This window comes from Kitasatospora sp. Xyl93, assembly GCF_055383135.1.
In genome coordinates this window covers 6488638-6508528 of record NZ_AP029185.1, presented here as the reverse complement: position 1 = coordinate 6508528, position 19891 = coordinate 6488638, and the positions used below count along the sequence as shown (strand labels likewise).

Sequence of the window (19891 nt, the reverse complement as noted above, 5' to 3'; positions counted from 1 at the left end):
CCTCACCTCCGCCGGACGAGTTCGACGTCCGGCTCTTCCCGCGCCACTGTGAAGCGCTCCGGGGCACCCGGCTGGTCAGGGTGCCACCCGGCGGCGAGCGCGGCGCGGACGAGGGTCGCGGCGAGGGACGGGGTGACGGGGGCGAGGTGGAAGACCTCGGCGACGCGGTCGGCGGGGGCGGTCAGCAGGGTGCCGTAGTTGAGCCACGGGTCGTCGAAGCGTCGGACCAGTTCCACCCGGCGGCCGGACCGCCGGTCGGGCCAGATGCGGACCACCACGTGCTCGGCGTCGTGGAAGCGGACCACCCAGCGGTAGTCACGGCCGTCGACGTGGATCCTGCGCGGCGTCCTGGGTGCCATCCGGGCAACGGTAGGCCCTGGAGGTCAGAGGTCCCAGGTGCGGGCGGCCGCCCAGGTGTCGAGGGACTGCCAGTCGATGTCGGGGTGTGCGGCGTGCAGGGCGTCGGTGTCGACGTCGAGGCCGGGGTCCTGGAAGTAGCGGAACATCGCGGCGAGGTCCTCCGAGTAGCCGGCCACGACCGAGAGCGGCACCTCCTCGCAGCGGATGGCGCGGCCGCTCGCCGCGGTGATGGCGGCGGCGATCTGCTCGCCGGTGCACCACTGGGAGGCGATGTCGATGCGTCGGCCCGCGTAGGCGTCGGGCCGGGCGAGGACGTGGGCGGCGAAGGCGCCGATGGTGTCGGCGGCGATCACGGGCAGCGGGACGCCGGGCGGCATGGGGAGGTGGAAGACGCCGTCGCGGAGGGACCAGAGGGTCCAGTCGTTGGCGTAGTTGTCCAGGAAGGCGGCGGGGCCGAGGACGGTCCAGGGCAGGTCGAGGCCGGCCAGGTGCCGCTCGATGCGGTACTTGCTGTCGAAGTGCGGGATGCCGGTGGAGCGGTCGGCGTTGGTGGCGGAGGTGAAGACGACGTGCCGGACGGTGCCCGCGGCGCGGGCGGCGTCCAACAGGGCGATGCCCTGGCGCACCTCGGTGTCGGGGTCGGTTCCGAACGGGGTGGACATCGCGAACAGCGCACCGGTGCCGTCGAGGGCGGCGGCGAGCGAGTCCGGGTCGTCGAAGTCGGCGCGGGACAACTCGGCGCCGAGTGCGGTGAGTTCGGCGGCAGCGGGCGAGCCGGGGTCGCGGGTGAGGGCGCGGACGGGGCGGCCGGCGCGCAGCAGGGCGCGGGCGGTGGCGCCGCCCTGGGCGCCGGTGGCTCCGGTCACGGCGACGGGGAGCGGGGCGGCGGCGGGGAGGGTGGCGACCGACTTGTTTATCTGCGTCATGCAGACAACCCTAGGGATAGATATCTGCGCGACGCAAATAAATATCGCTGAGCCCGGACGGTTACCCTTCCCCCATGACGACGACCCGCGACGAACTGATGGCACGGCTGTGGCCGGCCTCGCGCCGCTACCTGGCCTCGTACGTCCTGTTCAACCAGGCCGTCGCCGACCACCTGGGCATGCACCCGACCGACGTCCAGTGCCTCAACCTGCTCACCCTGGAGGACGGGCCGGTCACCACCGGCCGGATCGCCGAGCTCACCGGGCTCACCAGCGGCTCGGCCACCCGGCTGGTCGACCGGCTGGCGAGGGCCGGGCTGGTCGCCCGGCAGCGGGACGAGGCGGACCGGCGCCGCGTGCTGGTCGTGGTCCTCCCCGAGGCGCTGGAGCGCTTCGGGGAGGTGTGGCGCGAGCTGTCCACCGACTGGGTGGCCGCCTTCGCCGAGGACAGTGAGGACGAACTCGCCTTCCTGCTGCGGCACATGAACCGTACGGTCGAACTCGGCCACCGCCAGGTCGCCCGGCTGGCGGCGATGGACTCCGGCCGGCCGAGCGACGCCGCCGAGTCGGGCGGGGCCGATGAGTCGAACGACGCCGCCGGGCCAGGCGGGGCCGGTGAGTCGAGCGAGGCCGGCGAGGCGGGCAACTGTTCTACTGACGGTTGACACCGGCTGCGCCGGAGCCCGCGTTCACCGCGCCCGGCCGCCCAGATGCCGGGCCAGGAACCGTTCGGACGAGGCCAGTTCGAGCTCCGGCACGTCCAAGTGCCCGCCGGGGTTGGCGTGCAGCGTCTTCTCCCGCGAACCCAGCGCGCCGAACAGTGCGAGCGCCCCCTCGCGCGGGACCAGCTCGTCGTCCCACTGCAGGAGGAACTCCACCGGCACCCCGACCCGGGCCGCCGCCTCCGTCTGCGACGCGTGCCCCGTCAGCCCGAACACGGCGACGGCGATGCGCGGTTCGACCGCCGCCAGCGGGATGCCGATCACGCTCCCCAGCGACAGGCCCCAGAAGCCCACCGGCCCGAAGCCCTCCCCGCGGTCCCCCCACTCCCCCCGCTCGCCCAGCGCGTCCAGCACGGCCACCCACTCCGGCACCGCCCGCTCCGCGAGCGCCGCCGTGTGCCGCGCGACCCAGGCGCTGATCGGCCGGCCCGCCGCGATGAGCTCCCCGATCTCGGTGGCGAACCGCTCGTCCTGCGCGCTGCGCGGCCGCTCCCCGTGCCCGGGCGCGTCCAGCGCCAGCGCCGCGAACCCGTGCCGCCGCACGCACCGCCGGGCCCGGTCCACCTGCCCCGGCCCCAGCTTGTGCTGGCCGCCGCCGTGTCCCAGCAGCACCAACGGCCGCCCGTCGAGGGGTGGTCCGTCCGGCTGCCAGAGCACACCGGGCACGCCGTCGAGGGTGAAGCGGCGTTCCGTCACGCCGTCCGCGCTGGATTCCGAGGTGAAGTGCACCCCGCCATCATGGCTCCCGACACACGTTCGAGTCCCGGCTTTTCCCGTTGTCGACGGACCGGCCGCGGACGACCGCGTTCCCGGCGGTCGGGGAGGCTCGGCACGGCGGTCCGGGAGGAACGGTGGGACACGTCGCGGGGACCGGCCGGTACGGTGCCCACCGGCGACGTGATGAGCTCGACGACGGACGCGCACAGCCCCCGGATCACTTCCGGGGGCTGTGCGCGTCCGTCCGAAGAGGCCCCCGGCACCACCGAAGCGGGGAGGACACCGCCACCGGCCCGGCGCGGGAGCCGCCCGCCGGGGAGACCGGTGGGCGGGCGGGGGTGCTACCGCGCGACCGGGGCCGACTCGCGCAGGAAGGCGAGGAGCAGCTCGGTGGTCTCGGCGGGGCGTTCCAGGCTGGGGAGGTGGCCGGCCCAGGGGAGTTCCTGGTGGCGGGCGTCGGGGAGGATGGTGGGGAGGGTCGCGGCGATCTCCCGGAAGTCCGGGAAGTCGTGGGCGCCGGACACGGCCAGGGTGGGCGCGGTGATCCGGCTGAGGTCGACGTCCTCGCGGTCGGGGCCGACCGTCGCCTCCAGCTGGACGTCGAAGGCGTGGCGCTGCATCCGGCGGACCTTCGCGCGGGTCTCCTCGTCGGCCTCCGGGCCGAGCCAGGCCTCGACGTTCAGCTCGACGGCCGCGTCGATCTCGCCGGCCTCGATCAGCTCGTCCTCGCGGCCGCCGAAGGCGCGCAGGGTGTCGCTGGGCTGGTGTCCGGGCATGCCCGCGCCGAGCAGGGCCAGCGCCGTCACCGCCTCGGGGCGCAGCGCGGCGGCCGTCAGGGCGATCCGGCCGCCGTGGGAAGCGCCGACCAGGGCGGCGGTCTCGATGCCGAGGTGGTCGAGCAGGGCCAGGACGTCCGCGGTGTCGCTGTAGGGGACCTCCGAGAGAGGGGTCTCGCCGAAACCGTGGAAGTCGCAGCGGACCACCCGGTACCCGGCGTCGATCAGCGGCTGCCACTGTGCGTCCCACATCCGACGGTCGCACACCGAGGAGTGCAGCAGGACCACGGCGGGCCCACTGCCTGCTACATCATGAGAAATGATCATCAGGCGGATAGTAGCGTCCCCGCCGCCCGTTCCCCAAGCACTTTTATCCGCCCCACCGGTAAGCGCTTCCGGCCGCCCCCGGGCTCTGGACAGGTGAAGGAGGTGCTCATGGGAGAAGCGGAAAGCGGTCGGGACGACGGGTTCCAGGCGTTCATCGTCGCGGTCTGGCCGCGCCTGGTGCGGACGGCGTACCTGCTGGCCGGCGAGCAGTACGCGGCCGAGGACCTGGTGCAGTCCGCCGCCGAGAAGGCCTGCGCGGCCTGGTCGAAGGTGCGCCGGGCCGACGATCCGTACGCCTACGTGCGGCGGATCCTGGTCAACCAGCACGCCCGCCGCTGGCGCCGCCGGGCGCCGGAGCTGCTGGTGGACGCGGTGCCGGACGCGGCGGGGGTGGAGGACGGCTTCGCCCGCTCCGACCAGCGCGGGGCCCTGCTGGCCGCGCTGGCCACCCTGCCGCCGCGCCAGCGCGAGGCGGTGGTGCTGCGGCACTGGGAGGACCTGAGCGACAGCCGGACGGCCGAGGCCATGGGGTGCTCGGTGGGCGCGGTGCGCAGTCACGCGGCGAAGGGCATCGCCCGGCTGCGGCAGGTCACGGCACTGGTGGAACTGAAGGACCCGACCCGCATCGGAGGAGCGGTATGACGAACGGTACGAACCGGGAACCGGACGGGACGGGCGCCGGCCCGGACGGCGGCACGGACCTGTGGGTGGGGCTCGGCCTGGCCGAGGCGGCGGCCGGCGCGCGGATCGGCCCGCCGCCGGTGGCGGACATCGTGGCGGGCGGCCGTCGGCTGAGGCACCGCCGCCGTACGGTGGCCGGCGCGGCGGCGCTGGCCGCGGTGGTGGCCCTGTCCGGCGGGGCGCTGGCGCAGCTGCGCCCGGACCCGGCCGTCGCCCGCGGGACCGGTCCGGCGGGCGTCGGCGCCGGGCTCGCGCCGGCGGCGGCCCCCACGGCGACCGGCCCCACGCCGACCGCGGCCGCGCCGACCGCCCCCGCGACGGGCGCCACTCCCGGGGTGCGCGACCCGCTCACCCCGGTCCGGGTCCTGCTGGGCCAGGGCCGGACCGGGGACGGCAGGCAGTGGCAGCTGTGGGAGGCGCTGTGGCCACTGGCCCCGCAGGAGCGGGCGTTCGAACAGGCGACGGCGGTGTGGGAGGAGCGCAGCCGGTACGACCAGACGGTCCCCAAGCCGACGGAGGAGTTCGTCCGGCAGTACTGGCAACCGGACAGCGACGTCACCAACGTCTACCTCACGCTGGACGGGCAGCGGCTCGGCCACGACTCCGCGGGCTCCCAGCCGGCCCCGGGCAGGGTCGACCCGCGCAGCCGGACGACCTTCGCCGGTGGCCTGGTCGGCCGTTCGAGCAAGGACGGCGTCATTCCCCCGGTCGACCTGGTGCTGATCTCGCTCGGCCCGGACGTCGGCCGGGTGGTGGTGACCTGGGCGGACGGCAGCACCACCGAGCCGCAGGCCGTCACGGTGGCCGACTCCCCCGTCCGGGAGATGGCGGTGGCCCGCCCGGGGACGATGCGGGCGAAGTCCTGGCAGTTCTTCGACAAGGACGGCAGGGAGCTTCCCGACGCCGGCGCCAGGTACTTCACCGAACCGGCCTCCTGAGGTGGACGGCGGGAGTGGGCAGTCGGCCGGGCCGACTTCCCACTCCCGTCCGACGTCCCGTTCCCCGTCCGACGTCCCGCCCGACGTCCGACGTCCCGCTCCCCGTCCGCCGCTCAGCCCAGCAGCAGCTTCGCGGCCACCGCCGCGCCGTCCGTGCGGACGCCGGCGGCCAGGGCGGCGGCGCGCTCACTGGTGGCGGGGGCGAGGGCCTCGCGCAGGGCGGCGGTGAGGGACTCGGTGGTCGGGGTCGGGCCGTCGTGGGCGACGCCGATGCCCAGCGCCGCCACCCGCGAGGCCCAGTACGGCTGGTCCACGATCTGCGGGACCAGCACCTGGGGCACGCCGGCCCGGGCGGCCGTGGTGGTGGTGCCCGCGCCCCCGTGGTGGACGACGGCGGCGACCTTCGGGAACAGCGCCTGCTGGTTGACCTCGCCGATCGCGAAGCAGTCCTCGGCCCCGTCCACCTCGGCCAGTCGGGCCCAGCCGCGGCCGAGCAGCACCCGGCGGCCCTGGGCCCGGACCACCTCGACGGCGACCCGGGCGGCGTCCGCCGGGTCGCGCAGCGGCATGCTGCCGAAGCCGACGTACACCGGCGCCTCGCCGGCCGCCAGGAAGGCCGACAGGTCGGCGGGCAGCGGGCGTTCGTCCGGCAGGATCCAGGCGCCGGTCTGCACCACGTCGGGCCAGCCCGCGCCGCCGCCCTCGCCCGGGCTCGTCCACGGGTCGAGCAGCGGGTCGGTCGCCAGCCACGGCCGGTCGGTGAGGACGTGGTCCCGCACGTTGTCGACCTCCGGCAGCCCGACCGCCGCCCGGTGGGCGTTGACCGGTCCTCCGAACAGCGCGTTCATCGTCCCGATGTTGAGGTCCCACAGCTCCCGGGGGTCGGTCACCTCCGGCGGGTACGGCTGCATCGGGTACTCGAACGGCCGGTGGTGCGGGGAGGGCAGCACGGTCGGCTGGAGGGCGATGTACCGGAAGCGGGCGCCCAGTTGCTCGGCCGCCGAGCGGGAGCCGGCCACCGCCGGGAACAGGCCGGTGGACACCACCGCGCCGCCGGGCTCGGCCGCCCCGAGCACCGCCGCGTGGAACTGCTCCACCAGCGCGGCCGCGCGCTTGGGCAGGTCGGACGGCGCCGGGGGCGGGCCGCTGACCAGCTCGCGCACCGACTGCCCGACCGGCACCAGCTCCACCCCGGCCTCGGCCAGCCGGGCCGCGAACTCCTCGTCCGGCGGCGCGCACACCCGCGCCTCGGCGCCCAGTTCCCGCAGCCGCAGCGCCAGCGCGGCCATCGGCTCGACGTCCCCGCGCGACCCGTACGTCGACAGAACAACTCGCACTTCGTGACTCCCCGTTCCAGCGGATCATGCCCTTGAGCCGGTGATTCTGCGTCATCACCGGGGCCTTGCCGCAAGGCCCCCCGTGCGCTATAAGTTGAGCGTGGCGAGGAGTGGCCGCACCTGCGCGAACGCCGGGGCGACACCGAACTCCCGCCGGCCGCCGGGCCCTTCCGGCCCCTCCGGCGCACCACGTGCCAGACTCTCCCCATGCGCGCGATCATCGAGAACATGGCCGCCCGACTCGCCCGCGTACCCGGCGTGGTGGGGGTGATGCTCGGCGGCAGCCGGGCCCGGGGCGAGGAACGGCCGGAGTCGGACTGGGACCTCGGGGTGTACTACCGGGGCGTCCTCGACCTCGACGCACTGCGGGAGCTCGCCGGGCCGGAGACCGAGGTGGCCGGGCCGGGCGGCTGGGGCCCGTGGGTCAACGGCGGGGCGTGGCTGCGGGTCGACGGCGTCGCCGTGGACTGGATCCTGCGGGACCTCGACCGGGTCGAACAGGTCTGGGCGGACTGCCGCCAGGGCCGCTACGAGGTGGGGACGCAGGCCGGCCACCCGCTCGGTTTCTGGTCGCCCTGCTATCCGGGCGAGGTCGCCCTCGGGCAGCCGTTGGCCGATCCCACCGGGGAGTTGGCTCGGCTGAAGCGGCAGACCGCCGACTACCCGGAGCCGCTGCGCGAGGCGCTCACCGCAGCCGGTTGGGAGGCCGGGTTCCTGCTCGACACCGCCGCGAAGAGCGCCGCCCGCGCCGACGCCCTGCACGTCTCGCTCTGCCTGTCCCGCGCCGTCGGCGTCCTGGTCCAGGCGCTGTACGCCCACCACCGCCGCTGGTGCCTCAACGAGAAGGGCGCCCTTGCCGTGGCCGAGCGACTGCCCGACGCCCCACCGGAGTTCGGCCCGCGCGTGCGCGGTCTGCTCGCCGCGCCCGGCGGGTCGGCGGCCGAGCTGACGGCCACCGTCGCCCGGGCGCAGGAACTGACCCGGGAGACCGTGGCGGCGCTGAACCGCTGACCCGGGAGACCGCGGCCGCGCCGAAGCACTGACCCGGCTCTGGTCGGCCGCCGAGCGAACGCCCGGCGGCCGACCGGGGTTCAGCCGCCGAGCCCGGCGGCGGTGCGCGGATCGCCGCCGGCCAGCACCCCGGCGGCCGCCGCCGTCACCTCCCGCACCCAGGCCCGCGCCAGCTCCTCCGGCCACGCGCCGAGGCAGTCCGGGCAGCCGGCCTCGTCGACCGCCGCCACGAACCGCCGCTCCGCCTCGGTCGCCTCCGCACCGGTCCAGTGCCAGGCCGTGACGGCGACCTCGTCGGGCGAGAGCTCCCCGGACACCAGCTCGACGGCCGTCTCGTACATCCGGCAGCGCTCCACCAACTCCTCGTCGAGGACCGGCAGGCCGAGCTCCTCCGTCGCCTGCCGCAACAGCTCCGTCAGCTCGCCCGCGCGCTCACCCCGACCCGACCGTCCCGCCAGCTCGCACAGCGCGGGCGATTCCCCGCCGATGCCCCGCGCCAGCAGTTCGGCGGCGGCCATCGGCAGGTCCTCGGGGAACACCCGCCCGGCGTCGTGCCGCAGGGCCAGGGTGAATACGGCGTCCATGGCGCCATCCTGACGCCACGGCCGGGGGCCCGCCAGCGAATTCCGGCACCCTGCGGAAAACCGCAGGGTGCGGGGGTACGGAAAACCGCAGCCGGTTCGCCGGAAACCCGCATACCGCCGATGACCTGCGGTTCCTAGCGTGGAGTCGACCGGGGACAAGCCGTCCCCCGACCCCTCCGGAGCCCCGCATGCAGCACACGATCCTCGCCGTCGCCCAGCAGCCCGCCGACGGCTTCGCCGGCTGGGCGGCCGACCTGGTGGACACCATGGGCGGCCCGGGCGCCGGCCTGGCGATCGCGCTGGAGAACCTGTTCCCGCCGCTGCCCAGCGAGGTGATCCTGCCGCTGACGGGCTTCGCCGCCGGGCAGGGCGTGATCAGCCTCGCCTCCGCGCTGACCTGGACCACCCTCGGTTCGGTCGCCGGGGCGGTCGTCCTGTACTGGCTGGGCGCCCTGTTCGGCCGGGAGCGGATGCACGCGCTCTGGGCCCGGCTGCCGCTGGTCAAGGCCTCCGACCTGGAGCGCACCGAGGCCTGGTTCGCCCGGCACGGGACGAAGGCGGTGCTGCTGGGCCGGATGGTGCCGATCTTCCGCAGCCTGATCTCGGTGCCCGCCGGGGTCGAGCGGATGCCGCTGCCCGCGTTCGTCATGCTGACCACGCTCGGCAGCCTGGTGTGGAACAGCGTGCTGGTGATGGCCGGGTTCCTGCTCGGGGACCGCTGGGACGTGGTGGAGACGTACGTCGGAGTGTTCTCCAAGGCGGTCCTGGTGCTGGTCGCGCTGGCCGTGGCCGGGTACGTCGCGATGCGCTGGCGCGGGCGCAACGGCGCCGCCCAGCACCGCCGCGCCCGGTGACCGCCCCGGCCCGCCGCCCGGCCCCGGCCCGGCCCACCAGCCCCGCGAACCTCCGCGGCCCCTCAGCTCTCCTGGGCCCGGCCGAACCCTCCGGACCCGCCGCCCCCACGGGCTCCGCACGTCCGGCCCGCCCCGTAAGCTCGGACCCCGTGCAGGGGGACGGACCGGACACCACGTCATGGCCGCGCCGCGCGGCCGGAGTTCTGCTCGGCTGCCCGAGCGCCGCCCTCGGCGCGCTGTACCTCCTGCTCGCCGCCACCGCCCTCGGCCCGTTCCTGCTCTGGCCGCGCACCCGCCCGTACGCGGTGCCGGGCCTGCTGTCCGGGGCGCGCCGCCTCGCCGCGCTCGAACGGGCCCGGCGCGGCACCTTCTTCGGCGACCGCTTCCCCCGCCACTACCGGGCGGACGACCGCAGGCTGCTGCGCTACCTGGCGGTGCGCAGCGGTGCCGGGCTGGTCGCCGGGGTGGTGCTGGGGCTGCTGGTCTTCGGGCTGGTGCTGGCCGTGCTGCTGGTCGGCGGGGTGGTGCGCGGCTCGCTGGGCTGGGAGGAGCTGGCGACCCAGGTGCTGCTCGGCGGGGTGCTGCTCTTCCTCGCCGTGCAGGGCCTGTCCTCACTGGCCGCGCTGGACGCCCGGCTCGCCCGGGAGTGCTTCGGACCGTCCGAGGCCGAGCTGCTGCGCCACCGGATCGCCGAACTCGCCGACAGCCGGGCCGCGGTGGTGCGGGCCGTGGACACCGAGCGGCGGCGGATCGAGCGGGACCTGCACGACGGCGTGCAGCAGCGGGTGGTGGCGCTGGCGATGCTGCTCGGCCGGGCGCGGCGCGGCCTGGACCGCGACCGGGACCCGGAGCGGACGGAGGCACTGCTGCGCCAGGCCCACCGGGAGGCGCAGGGGGTGCTGACCGAGCTGCGCGAGGTGGCCTGGCGGGCGTACCCGTCGGCACTGGACACCCTGGGGCTGGAGGAGGCGCTGGGCGGGGTGGCCGAGCGGTGCGCCATCCCGTTGCGGCTGCGCTACGAGGTGGCCGGCCCGCTGCCCGAACCCGTGCGCACCGCGGCCTACTTCGTGGTCTCCGAGTGCGTCACCAACGCCGCCAAGCACTCCGCCGCCTCCGCGGTCTCGGTGCGGGTCGAGCGGGCCGCCGGCCTGCTCACCGTACGGGTGGAGGACGACGGCGGCGGCGGCGCGGACCCGGCGGGCAGCGGCCTGACCGGCCTGCGCGGGCGGGTCGCCGCGCTGGACGGTACCCTCCACGTCCACAGCCCCGCCGGGGGCCCGACCGTCATCACCGCGGAGCTGCCATGCGCGTGACCCTCGCCGAGGACTCGACCCTGCTGCGGGAGGGCCTGGTCCGCCTGCTCGCCGAGGAGGGGCACGAGGTGCTGGCCGCGGTCGGGGACGCCGCGGCGCTGACGGCGGCGGTGGCGCGGCGGCCGCCGGACGTCGTGGTGGTGGACATCCGGATGCCGCCGACCCACACCGACGAGGGGCTGCGGGCCGCGGTGGAGATCCGCGGGCGGTGGCCGGACGTCGGCGTCCTGGTGCTCTCCCAGCACATCGAACGCGGGTACGCGGCGCAGCTGTTGGCCGCCGGTGCGGAGCGGGTCGGGTACCTGCTCAAGGACCGGGTGGCCGAGGTCGACGAGTTCCTGGACGCGCTGGTGCGGGTGGCGGCGGGCGGCGCGGTGATCGACCCGGAGGTGGTGCGGCAGCTGGTGGTGCGCACCACCCGGACCGACCCGCTGGCCCGGCTCACGCCGCGCGAGCGCAGCGTGCTGGAGGCGCTCGCGCAGGGCTGGACCAACGCGGCGATCGCCCAGCGGCTGCACGTCTCGTCGAGCGCGGTGGAGAAGAACCTCAACGCCGTCTTCGACAAGCTGGAGCTGCCCCGCACCACCGACTACAACCGCCGCATCCTGGCGGTGCTGCGCTACCTCGGCGGGTAGGACGCCCGCTCGGACACCCCGCGCCTCAGTGGTGCCAGGCCTGCCCGCCGGTGTTGTGGACGAACCGCTGGAGGACCTTGAGCGCGGCCAGGTACTCCTCGTCGGAGATGCCCGCGTGGCGCTCGGCCCACAGCTCGTCCTGAAGGGCGGCCGCCTTGTCGAAGAACACCCGGCCCTCCGGGGTGAGGTCGAGCCGGCCCGCGGCGGACTCGGTGACCCAGCCGCGCTCGACGGTCGCGTCGATCTCGGCGTCCAGGGCCTCCGGCCCGGTGTCCAGGTAGTCGCGCAGGACGGCGGAGACGTCGTCCCGGGTCCGCGGCTGCTCGGCCCGGGCAAGCTGGGCGAGCACCCACCACTGCGGCTGGGTGGTGCCGAGCTCGGCCAGCGCACCGCGGGTGCGGCTGACGACGGCCTTGTAGGCCGCCCAACTCCAGTAGCCGATCGGCTGCTTGACCAGTTCGGCGTCGCTGTGCGAGTACTCCACGGCCCGGACCTTCCCCGTCCTCGTCGACCGCCCTTGCGGCGGCCGCTCCGATGCGGACGACGATAGGAGTTCAAGTCGACTTGAGGTCAAGCGCGGCCCGGGCGGGCCGGCCTCGGCGGCCGGGGCGGCTATTCGGCCGCCACGGTGGCCGGGGTCCCGCCGGTGACGGCGAGCAGTTCCCGGTAGGTCATCGGCACGACGGTGTGCGGGTGCCCGGCGGCGGCCCAGAGCACCTCGTACGCCTCGAGCGCCGTGTCGACCACGGTGCGCAGCCGCGCCGGGTGGCCGGTCGGGGCGACGCCGCCGATGGCCTGTCCGGTGGCCTCGCGGACCTGGGCGGCGGTGGCGCGCTCGATCGGGCCGGTGCCCAGCTGCCCGGCCAGGTGGGCGGTGTCGACCCGGTGGGCGCCGCTGGTCATCACCAGCAGCGGCGCTCCGTCGCAGACGAACACCAGGCTGTTCGCGATGGCGCCGACCTCGCAGCCGAGCGCGGCGGCGGCCTCGGCGGCGGTGCGGGCGGAGTCGGGCAGGACGCGGATCTCGCCGGGGACACCGGCCGCCGCCAGCGCTTCGGCGACGGCCTGACTGCGGGTGGGGAGAGAAGAGGTCATCGGCCCATCATGCCGCCCGGGCCGACGCGGTCCGCACCGGGCAGCGCGCCCGCGGACGCACCGGCCTCCGCCCGCCGGGTGCCTCCCGTCGGGGCGTCACACACTTTTCACACCCCGGCCATCCACCGGCCGCGCAGCTCGTCGACACTGTGTCGAGCAAGTCCGGAACCGCCTGCTCCGCATACGTACGGTCAATGACCAGGTGACATTGTGTCTACTGCGTGTGCAACCACGGCTCAGGCGGCGAACGGGTTTTCACTCCAATCACACGGTATGACTAGTATCGCTTCGTCAAAATCCCGTGCCCGGACGGCCCGCCCCTCACCGGCCGGCCGCCAGCCCCAAGGAGTCAGCTCTGCGCGCGCGTGCGAATCGGCGGCCCCCGACGCCGAAGGGCCCCCGCAGGCGTCCACGCCTGTCCCTGCGGACGGCGCTGCTCGTCCTGGCCGTCGTCCCCAGCATCGCCCTCGCCGTCCTCTGGGCGGTCACCAGCGGCGAGACCGTCTTCGACTTCCAACGGCAGGCCGCCCAGGGCCTGCTGGCCCAGAAGGCCGGACAGCCGTCCAACATCGTCTACTACAACCTCCAGGAGGAGCGCCGGCTCAGCGCCGAAGCGCTCGCCCGGCCCGGCGCCAACGCCGACCAGCTCCGCCGCCAGCGCCAGCTGACCGACGAGGCGGTGCGCCAGTTCCAGACCCTCTCCGGCGAGACCGCCGACAACGCGCCCGAGGAGGTGCGCACCGCCGTCACCGAGGCCCGGCAGGCGATGGGCAGGCTGGCCGAGCAGCGCGCCAACGTGGACCGCGGCTCCGTGGACCAGCAGACGGTCTACACCTACTACACCGACCTGATCGCGGTGGACCTGCGGCTGTTCACCGCGCTCAGCCACGTGGACACCGGTGAGGTCACCTGGATCTCCAAGACCCTGGTCAACGCCTTCTGGGCCAAGGAGATGATCGCCCGCGAGGACGCCCTCCTCGCCCGCGGCTGGCCCACCGGCCGGCTGAGCACCGCCGACCTCCAGGCCGTCCAGCAGACCATCGGCGCGCAGGACCACCTGCTCACCGTCCAGGTCCTCCCGTACATCCCGGAAGGCGAGTCGGCCGCCTGGCGCGAGCTGATGAACAGCCCGGCCTGGCAGGCCAAGGCCGCCGTCGAACAGCAGCTCACCAAGCCCACCGCCGCCGAGGCCAACGGCACCGTCAGGCTGCCCGCCGCCCAGGAGCAGTGGCGCCAGGCCCTCGACCAGCTCAACCCGCCGCTGGTCAAGGCCCTTGAGACCCGCACCAGCGGCATCGTGGACGTCGGCAAGGGCACCATCATGGACCTGCTCGTCCGCGTGGTGCTGACCACCGTCATCGGCCTGATCACGGTCGTCGCGGTCGTCATCGCCTCCTGGCGCCTGAGCCGCTCGCTGCGCCGCCGCATCAAGGACCTGCACACCCAGGCCGAGGAGATGCGGCGCACCCTGCCCGAGGTGGTCGACCGGCTCGGCCGCGGCGAGCAGGTGGACGTCGAGGCCGAGAGCCGCACCATCACGGCCGGCTCGCACGGCGACGGCACCGACGAGCTGGCCCGCCTCGGCCAGGCGCTCGACCTGGCCCGCTCCGCCGCCCTGGAGGCCGCCGTCGGCCAGGCCGAGCAGCACCGCGGCTTCGAGCGGCTGCTCCAGCGCATCGCCCGCCGCACCCAGCTGCTGATCGGCCGCCAGCTGCGCAAGCTGGACGAGCTGGAGCGCCGGCACGACGACCCGGAGGTCCTGGAGGGTCTCTTCGACCTCGACCACCTCACCGCCCGCCTGCGCCGCTACGAGGAGAACCTTGTCATCATGGCCGGCGGCCAGCCCCAGCGGCGCTGGCGCAAGCCCGTCCCGCTGCTGGACGTGCTGCGCGCCGCGCAGGGCGAGGTGCAGGACTACCGCCGGATCTCGATCGACATCGAGGGCCACCCGTGGCTCTCCGAGCGGGCCGTCGGCCCGGTGGCGCACGTGCTCGCCGAGCTGATGGAGAACGCGACCACCTTCTCCAAGCCGCCCACGCCGGTCGAGGTGCGCGCCGCCATGGTCGGCCGCGGGCTCGCGATCGAGATCGAGGACCGGGGCCTCGGCATGGACCCGGAGCAGTACGACGCCGCCAACGAGCTGATGAGCCGCCCGCCGCGCACCGACGTGCTGGCCCGGGCCGACGACATCCGCCTCGGCTTCCACGTGGTCTCCCGGCTGGCCGCCCTGCACGGGCTGAGGATCGAGTTCCGCCCGTCGGCGTTCGGCGGCACCCGGGTGGTCGTGCTCGTCCCGGACCAGCTGGTCATCGAGGGCGACACCGGGCTGCCGGACGGCGCCGGCGGCACGGCCACCGAGCCGATCCCCCTGGTGCGCCGCTCGCGCCGGGCGGTGCGCTCGGCCTCCGACGAAACGCCCGCCCCGGCGCCGGCCGGTCCGCCGGTCGCTCCGGTGGACTCCTTCGCGCAGGGCGACTTCGCACCGCAGGCCGCTCCGGTGCCGCTGTCGGCGCCGGAGCCGCTCCCGGCGCCGACTCCGCTGCAGGCCCCGGTTCCGGAGCCGGTGCCCCTGCCGGTGCGGGTGCCGCTGCGGCTGCCCCGGGCGGACGCCGGGGCGGGCGACGGGGCGGGCGACGGGCCGGTCGAAGGGCCGGAGACGACGCTCCAGGACGTCCCGGTGCCACCGGCGCCGTTCCCGACGGAGCAGCCCTACCCGGGCGAGCAGCCGTACGGCTCCGAACCGCCGTACGCCGGTGAACCGCCGTACGCCGCGGAGCCGTCGTACGGGTCAGGACCGTCCTACGGCTCGGAATCCCCCGTCCAACCGGAGCAGCCCATCGAGCACAGCTCGCCGGCCGACCCGGCGCCCGCCCTGGACGCCCCGGCCTACCCGGACATCGCCTACGCCCGGGTCACCGAGGCCGAGGCGCCGTACGCCGACGAGCAGTACCGCCCGGCCGACCACTACCGGCTGGCCGAGCGGCGCCAGCCCCGGGAGTACCGGACCTCGGTGCCGTTCAGCCCGGCCGAGGGCGGCCAGCCCCCGCTGCCGCAGCGCGTCCGGCAGGCCAGCCTGGCGGCCGAGCTGCGGGTGCCCCCGCCCGCCCAGCCGCAGTGGGTCGGGCGGCCCGCCGAGGACGCCACGCCCGCGGGCCCGTTCCAGCGCACCGAGCGCCCGGTGCGGCGCTCGGGTGCGGCGATCGGCGCCTTCCAGCGCCAGTCCCGCGCCGCCCGGGCCCAGGACAGCGGCGAGCACCCGCTGCTCGCCGCCTCGCCGACCCCCTCCCCCGCCCCCACCGACCCCCCGGCTGCCGCGCCCGCCCCGTCCCCCTGGGCCCTGCCGGGTGCGGACTCCCGAACCACACGAACGGATGACCAGTCATGAACCGCACGATCGCCACCCACCAGGACCTGGACTGGCTGCTGGACGGACTCGTCGACTCGGTGCCCGGGACCAGGAACGCCGTCCTGCTCTCCGACGACGGTCTCGTGGTCAGCCACTCCCGCACCATCGAGCGGGCCGACGCCGAGCGCCTGGCCGCCGTGGCCACCGGCCAGCAGAGCCTGGCCCGCGGGGTCGGGGCGCTGTTCGACGGCGGTCCGGTGCACCAGGTGATCGTCGAGCTCGCCGAGTGCTGGCTGTTCGTCATCGCCGCCGCCCAGGGCACCCACCTGGCCGTGGTCGCCTCCCAGGAGGTGGACGCCGAGGTGATGTCGGTCGCGATGCACACCCTGGTGCAGCAGGTCGGCCAGAAGCTCACCACGCCGGTCCGCGACGACGCCTCCGGTGCCCCCGGCGCCGCCCCGGCGTCCTTCGACGCCTTCGCCGCCCGGAACCGGGGCTGACCGTGGTGGAACCGTACGGGAACGACGCCTGGGGGGACGGCCTCGACGACGGCCGGCAGGCCGACCCGGGGCCCGGCCCGCAGCCGGCCGCGCGGTTCGGTCGGGACGACGGCGGGCGCCGCGCCGCGGTACCGCACTGGAGCGAGCTGGAGGAGGACGACGCGGAGGACGGGACGGGCAGCATGGTGCGCCCGTACACGATCACCCGCGGCCGGACCGCGCCCGAGCGCGACGACCTCACCCTCATCACCGTGCTCACCACGGTCGAGGAGGAGGCCGACGCGGCCCTGGCGCGGGGCAGCCGCGCCGGTGCGCGCGGCCTCCAGCCCGAACACCGGCTGATCCTCGAACGCTGCCGGCGCCCGATCGCCGTCGCCGAGGTGTCGGCGGGCCTGGACCTCCCGGTCTCGGTCACCAAGATCCTGCTGGGCGACCTGGTCGCCCAGGGCCTGCTGAAGGCCCGGGCGCCGCTCTCGGTGGCCCGGGCCGCCGGGGGCGTGGACCTCGGCCTGCTCACGGCCGTACGCGAAGGACTCCGGAGACTCTGAACATGGCAACGCCCCACTCCGCCACCGACCACCCCGCCGCCGCCCCGGCCGCCGTCAAGATCCTGATCGCCGGCGGCTTCGGCGTGGGCAAGACCACCCTGGTCGGCTCGGTCAGCGAGGTCACCCCACTGCGCACCGAGGAGTACCTGACCCGGGCCAGCGTCGGCGTCGACGACCTGTCCGGCGTCGACCAGAAGACCACCACCACCGTCGCCCTCGACTTCGGCCGGATCACCGTCAGCCCCGAGCTGGTCGTCTACCTGTTCGGCACGCCCGGCCAGGAGCGCTTCTGGTTCATGTGGAACGACCTGGTCAACGGCGCCCTCGGCGGGATCGTCATCGCCGACACCCGCCGCCTGGAGACCAGCTTCGCCTCCATCGACTTCTTCGAGAGCCGGGGCATCCCGTTCGTGGTGGCGATCAACTGCTTCCACAACACCAACACCCGCACCTCCGACGAGATCCGGGCCGCGCTCGACCTCGACCCGCAGGTGCCGATGCTGCTCGGCGACGTGCGCGAGCGTGCCTTCGGGCGGGACCTCCTGCTCGCCCTGGTCGACCACCTGATGGACCTCGCCGCGGCCCCCGTCGGCTGAACCGGCTCCGGCCGGACCCCGCCGGCCCTCCGCACCGCCCCTTCGCACCAACCCTTCGCACTCCCCGAACCGCCTGTGACCCCCCCTTCGGAGCACCCCTCATGAGCAGATCCCTGCGCGTCCTCGTCAACGGTGGCGGCATCGGCGGCCTGACCCTCGCCACCGCCCTCGCCAAGCGCGGCCACCAGGTCGACGTCGCCGAGCTGCGCGAGCAGTTGGAGGCCCTCGGCGTCGGCATCATCCAGCCGTCCAACGCCCTGCACGTGATGCGCGAGATCGGCGTCCTGGAGGACTGCCTCGCCGTCGGCTTCGAGTGGGAGGTGCTGACCATCTGCGACCCGGCCGGCGCCACCCTCGCGCGGATCCCGCAGCCCCGGATGGGCGACGCCCCCGCCAACAACGGCATCCCGCGCCCCGCGCTGGCCCGCGTGCTCGCCGACGCGGCCGCCGCGGCGGGCGTCACGGTCCGCTTCGGCACCACCATCGGCACCCTGTGCGAGGACGCCCACGGCGTCGAGGTCGCCCTCACCGACGGCCACGTCGGCCGCTACGACCTGGTCGTCGGCTTCGACGGCATCGGCTCGCCGCTGCGCCGCCACCTGTACGGCGACCGGTACCTCCCCGAGTACACCGGCTTCGCCAACTGGCGTGTCACGCTGCCGCGTTCGCCCGAGGTGCAGGGCGTGGTGATGTCCTCCGGCAACCTCCGGGCCAAGGCCCTGCTCACCCCGATCAGCGCCGAGCGGATGTACCTGGGCGCGGTCTTCGCCGAGGCCGAGGACTTCCGCCCGGACCCGCGGCGCGCCCACGAGCAGCTGCGCGAGCGGCTGGCCGGCTTCGGCGGCCCGGTCGCCGAGGCGCTGGCGGAGGTCACCGACCCGGCCGCGGTGGTCTACACGCGGATCTCCCAGGTCACCGTGGAGGAGCCCTGGCACGTCGGCCGGATCGTCCTGGCCGGCGACGCCGCCCACGCCTCCACCCCGCACCTGGCCCAGGGCGCCGCGATGGCCGTCGAGGACGCCCTCGTGCTCGCCCAGAGCCTGGACGCGGCCGACGGCGTCCCGGCCGCCCTCGCCGCCTGGGAGGAACGCCGCCGCCCGCGGGCGATGTGGGTCCAGGCCCTGTCCCGGGCGATCCTCAAGCAGGAGACGGGCGCGCCGACCACGCCGGAGGAGGACGAGCTGCTGAAGGTCGGCATCCCCGGCGCGGCGCACGTCCTCGTGCAGCCGTACTGACGTCCTCGCCGTCCTCGCCGTCCTCGCCGTCCTGACGTCCCGACGTCCTGACCTCCCGACGGCTCCGGAGGCCGGCGGACCCGGCGGGGCGCTTCGGCGCTCCGCCGGGTCACCAGAAGCCGGCCAGCTGCAGCACCCGGTAGCCGAGCCAGCCCGGCAGCACCAGCAGGACGGCCAGCCACATCCCCACCAGGTCGGCCTTCCGCGTCGCCAGCTGGGCCCGGTAGGCCATCGTCCGCCGTCGCCGCCCGGTGGCCGCCAGCGCGGTACGGATGGTGTGGGCCACGTGCACCGTGGGCGTCTCCACGGTCGCGACGCCCGAGCGCACCCTCCAGACCCGCAGCCCCCTGCGCTCCTGCACGGGCAGGGCCCTGGGCATCCAGTACCGGTCGAAGACGACGACGGCACCGACCCAGTACTTCCCCGTCGCCACCTCCTCCGGCAGCAGCGGAGTGGGCAGGTCCTCGTTGAAGCGGGCGGCCAGCTCGGAGCGGCCGGCCGGGACCAGCAGGATCAGCTTCTCCGGGGGCTGGGTGGCCCGCGCCCGCTCGATCTCCCACCGCAGCCCCTCCCCGTGCCCGAGCCGCAGGACGATGAGCTGGGAGAGGTCCATCAGTCGGCCGACGGTGCCCTGCCAGTCGTCGAGCGGCAGGTAGAACCGGGCCGCGCCCAGCAGCGGCAGCGGCTCGCCCGGCCGCCCCACCGCGATCACGGGGCCCACGACGGCCAGTGCGGCGGCCAGTTGCTCCTCCCGGGGGTGGACGGTGAGGTCCGCCCAGTCGTCCACCCGGGCGGCGGTCTCGTCGTCGTCGAAGCTGCGCAGGTAGAGCACGGGATCGCGACCGTCCCGCAACAGGGCCTGGGCAGCCCCGCGGACGGCGTGCGGACGGGTGCGGCGCAGGACCAGGAAGCCGGCCCCCGCGGCCGCCACGCCCCCCACCAGCACCGCGACCGACGCTTCCAGGGTCATGCGGTCGCCCCGCTCCGAGACCGCGACGGCCAGGATCCCGCCTCCGAACAGCACGTACCCGGCGGTGTTCGCCACCCGGACGGTCCTCCGCCACCGCGGCTGCCGCTCCTCGTACTGGTTGACGAGTCCGACGAGCTCCACCACCCCGGCCCGGCGAAGGCGCCGCAGCCACAGGGCGGGCCCGAGCAGCACCAGGGCGACCGCCCCGAGCAGCACGGCCCCCACCCTGCTCACCCCCACGTCCTGCCCCATGCCGACGTTGACCAGCAGGTGCAGCGCCACATAGGCGGAAGCGATCGCACCCACCGAGATCCACCGGGCGAACATCCGTAGCCGGGACGACACTTCAGCCCACCCCCTGAACTGCTTGAGCAGGACGCTTCAAACCGATACCGCATCCGACTGATCGTCATGCGTATT

20 protein-coding genes and 1 pseudogene are annotated in these 19891 nt (G+C 75.2%); 12 read left to right on the top strand and 9 right to left on the bottom strand.

The genetic code is table 11. The annotated features are described in order from the left end of the window. Positions 1–2: 2 nt before the first annotated feature. Positions 3–359 carry a hypothetical protein gene (locus ACZ5GH_RS28330; RefSeq protein ID WP_464335644.1) on the bottom strand — a complete coding sequence of 119 codons (357 nt, stop codon included), beginning with the start codon at positions 357–359 and terminating at the stop codon, positions 3–5. A gap of 24 nt (positions 360–383) precedes the next feature. Continuing rightward, positions 384–1286, bottom strand: a complete 903-nt coding sequence (locus ACZ5GH_RS28325) for an NmrA/HSCARG family protein (protein WP_464335643.1) — start codon at positions 1284–1286, stop codon at positions 384–386. Between the two features lie 74 nt (positions 1287–1360). Here ACZ5GH_RS28325 and ACZ5GH_RS28320 point away from each other — a divergent pair. Next, positions 1361–1825, top strand: a pseudogene (locus ACZ5GH_RS28320) (MarR family winged helix-turn-helix transcriptional regulator); the annotation flags it as partial. A 150-nt stretch (positions 1826–1975) separates the two neighbouring features. On the opposite strand, the gene ACZ5GH_RS28315 reads toward ACZ5GH_RS28320, so the two are convergent. Next, a complete protein-coding gene (locus ACZ5GH_RS28315; RefSeq protein ID WP_464335642.1) occupies positions 1976–2737 on the bottom strand; it encodes a dienelactone hydrolase family protein in 762 nt (253 codons plus the stop codon). A 329-nt stretch (positions 2738–3066) separates the two neighbouring features. Beyond that, a complete protein-coding gene (locus tag ACZ5GH_RS28310) occupies positions 3067–3828 on the bottom strand; it encodes an alpha/beta fold hydrolase (RefSeq protein WP_387757523.1) in 762 nt (253 codons plus the stop codon). Between the two features lie 108 nt (positions 3829–3936). Here ACZ5GH_RS28310 and ACZ5GH_RS28305 point away from each other — a divergent pair, with 108 nt between their 5' ends. Both ACZ5GH_RS28305 and ACZ5GH_RS28300 read left to right on the top strand, forming a co-directional pair. Continuing rightward, positions 3937–4470 (top strand): SigE family RNA polymerase sigma factor, encoded by a 534-nt coding sequence (locus ACZ5GH_RS28305; protein ID WP_387757521.1) that lies wholly within the window; start codon positions 3937–3939, stop codon positions 4468–4470. Next, entirely contained in the window at positions 4467–5447 is a 981-nt protein-coding gene (locus ACZ5GH_RS28300; protein WP_387757520.1) for a hypothetical protein, read from the top strand. Before ACZ5GH_RS28305 ends, ACZ5GH_RS28300 begins: the two co-directional genes overlap by 4 nt. A gap of 113 nt (positions 5448–5560) precedes the next feature. Here the strand turns inward: ACZ5GH_RS28300 and ACZ5GH_RS28295 are convergent, their stop codons facing one another. Further along, on the bottom strand, positions 5561–6784 hold the full coding sequence (locus ACZ5GH_RS28295; protein WP_464335641.1) for a glycosyltransferase: 1224 nt from the start codon (positions 6782–6784) through the stop codon (positions 5561–5563). A 207-nt stretch (positions 6785–6991) separates the two neighbouring features. Between ACZ5GH_RS28295 and ACZ5GH_RS28290 the strand changes: the two genes are divergently transcribed. Next, positions 6992–7795, top strand: a complete 804-nt coding sequence (locus tag ACZ5GH_RS28290) for a nucleotidyltransferase domain-containing protein (protein WP_387757517.1) — start codon at positions 6992–6994, stop codon at positions 7793–7795. A gap of 80 nt (positions 7796–7875) precedes the next feature. On the opposite strand, the gene ACZ5GH_RS28285 is transcribed toward ACZ5GH_RS28290, so the two are convergent. Beyond that, positions 7876–8379: a hypothetical protein gene (locus ACZ5GH_RS28285; protein ID WP_387757515.1), complete on the bottom strand. Its 504-nt coding sequence runs from the start codon at positions 8377–8379 to the stop codon at positions 7876–7878. 188 nt (positions 8380–8567) lie between these two features. Here ACZ5GH_RS28285 and ACZ5GH_RS28280 point away from each other — a divergent pair, with 188 nt between their 5' ends. From ACZ5GH_RS28280 to ACZ5GH_RS28270, 3 genes are all read left to right on the top strand, one after another. After that, complete coding sequence (locus ACZ5GH_RS28280; protein ID WP_387757513.1) at positions 8568–9233, top strand: DedA family protein; 666 nt, start codon at positions 8568–8570, stop codon at positions 9231–9233. A 149-nt stretch (positions 9234–9382) separates the two neighbouring features. Continuing rightward, positions 9383–10546, top strand: a complete 1164-nt coding sequence (locus tag ACZ5GH_RS28275; RefSeq protein ID WP_464335640.1) for a sensor histidine kinase — start codon at positions 9383–9385, stop codon at positions 10544–10546. Continuing rightward, entirely contained in the window at positions 10537–11181 is a 645-nt protein-coding gene (locus ACZ5GH_RS28270; RefSeq protein WP_464335639.1) for a response regulator transcription factor, read from the top strand. The genes ACZ5GH_RS28275 and ACZ5GH_RS28270 overlap by 10 nt, the downstream gene beginning before the upstream one ends. 25 nt (positions 11182–11206) lie before the next feature. Here ACZ5GH_RS28270 and ACZ5GH_RS28265 read toward each other — a convergent pair whose 3' ends face one another. Further along, on the bottom strand, positions 11207–11665 hold the full coding sequence (locus ACZ5GH_RS28265) for a MarR family winged helix-turn-helix transcriptional regulator (RefSeq protein ID WP_387757508.1): 459 nt from the start codon (positions 11663–11665) through the stop codon (positions 11207–11209). A 128-nt stretch (positions 11666–11793) separates the two neighbouring features. Further along, the gene (locus tag ACZ5GH_RS28260) at positions 11794–12276 is read right to left on the bottom strand and encodes a YbaK/EbsC family protein (RefSeq protein WP_387757506.1); all 483 of its coding nucleotides are present in this window, start codon (positions 12274–12276) and stop codon (positions 11794–11796) included. 301 nt (positions 12277–12577) lie between these two features. On the opposite strand from ACZ5GH_RS28260, the gene ACZ5GH_RS28255 reads away from it, so the two are divergent. The 5 genes from ACZ5GH_RS28255 (at position 12578) to ACZ5GH_RS28235 (ending at position 18501) form a co-directional block, all read left to right on the top strand. Beyond that, the gene (locus ACZ5GH_RS28255) at positions 12578–15661 is read left to right on the top strand and encodes a sensor histidine kinase (protein ID WP_464335638.1); all 3084 of its coding nucleotides are present in this window, start codon (positions 12578–12580) and stop codon (positions 15659–15661) included. Then, the gene (locus ACZ5GH_RS28250; RefSeq protein WP_464335637.1) at positions 15658–16122 is read left to right on the top strand and encodes a roadblock/LC7 domain-containing protein; all 465 of its coding nucleotides are present in this window, start codon (positions 15658–15660) and stop codon (positions 16120–16122) included. Before ACZ5GH_RS28255 ends, ACZ5GH_RS28250 begins: the two co-directional genes overlap by 4 nt. A 2-nt stretch (positions 16123–16124) precedes the next feature. Further along, positions 16125–16670, top strand: coding sequence for a DUF742 domain-containing protein (locus ACZ5GH_RS28245; RefSeq protein ID WP_464335636.1), 546 nt, complete (start codon positions 16125–16127; stop codon positions 16668–16670). Between the two features lie 2 nt (positions 16671–16672). Next, entirely contained in the window at positions 16673–17266 is a 594-nt protein-coding gene (locus ACZ5GH_RS28240) for a GTP-binding protein (protein WP_387757499.1), read from the top strand. 101 nt (positions 17267–17367) lie between these two features. Then, a complete protein-coding gene (locus tag ACZ5GH_RS28235) occupies positions 17368–18501 on the top strand; it encodes an FAD-dependent monooxygenase (RefSeq protein WP_464335635.1) in 1134 nt (377 codons plus the stop codon). A 109-nt stretch (positions 18502–18610) separates the two neighbouring features. Here ACZ5GH_RS28235 and ACZ5GH_RS28230 read toward each other — a convergent pair whose 3' ends face one another. Continuing rightward, positions 18611–19777: a transferase gene (locus tag ACZ5GH_RS28230; protein ID WP_387757495.1), complete on the bottom strand. Its 1167-nt coding sequence runs from the start codon at positions 19775–19777 to the stop codon at positions 18611–18613. Positions 19778–19891 lie beyond the last annotated feature (114 nt).

Excerpts from the sequence above, each read along its gene's own strand:
- ACZ5GH_RS28330 (WP_464335644.1), bottom strand. The coding sequence starts at position 359 with ATGGCACCCAGGACGCCGCGCAGGATCCACGTCGACGGCCGTGACTAC.
- ACZ5GH_RS28325 (WP_464335643.1), bottom strand. The coding sequence starts at position 1,286 with ATGACGCAGATAAACAAGTCGGTCGCCACCCTCCCCGCCGCCGCCCCG.
- ACZ5GH_RS28310 (WP_387757523.1), bottom strand. The coding sequence starts at position 3,828 with ATGATCATTTCTCATGATGTAGCAGGCAGTGGGCCCGCCGTGGTCCTG.
- ACZ5GH_RS28305 (WP_387757521.1), top strand. The coding sequence starts at position 3,937 with ATGGGAGAAGCGGAAAGCGGTCGGGACGACGGGTTCCAGGCGTTCATC.
- ACZ5GH_RS28300 (WP_387757520.1), top strand. The coding sequence starts at position 4,467 with ATGACGAACGGTACGAACCGGGAACCGGACGGGACGGGCGCCGGCCCG.
- ACZ5GH_RS28290 (WP_387757517.1), top strand. The coding sequence starts at position 6,992 with ATGCGCGCGATCATCGAGAACATGGCCGCCCGACTCGCCCGCGTACCC.
- ACZ5GH_RS28285 (WP_387757515.1), bottom strand. The coding sequence starts at position 8,379 with ATGGACGCCGTATTCACCCTGGCCCTGCGGCACGACGCCGGGCGGGTG.
- ACZ5GH_RS28280 (WP_387757513.1), top strand. The coding sequence starts at position 8,568 with ATGCAGCACACGATCCTCGCCGTCGCCCAGCAGCCCGCCGACGGCTTC.
- ACZ5GH_RS28270 (WP_464335639.1), top strand. The coding sequence starts at position 10,537 with ATGCGCGTGACCCTCGCCGAGGACTCGACCCTGCTGCGGGAGGGCCTG.
- ACZ5GH_RS28260 (WP_387757506.1), bottom strand. The coding sequence starts at position 12,276 with ATGACCTCTTCTCTCCCCACCCGCAGTCAGGCCGTCGCCGAAGCGCTG.
- ACZ5GH_RS28250 (WP_464335637.1), top strand. The coding sequence starts at position 15,658 with ATGAACCGCACGATCGCCACCCACCAGGACCTGGACTGGCTGCTGGAC.
- ACZ5GH_RS28240 (WP_387757499.1), top strand. The coding sequence starts at position 16,673 with ATGGCAACGCCCCACTCCGCCACCGACCACCCCGCCGCCGCCCCGGCC.
- ACZ5GH_RS28235 (WP_464335635.1), top strand. The coding sequence starts at position 17,368 with ATGAGCAGATCCCTGCGCGTCCTCGTCAACGGTGGCGGCATCGGCGGC.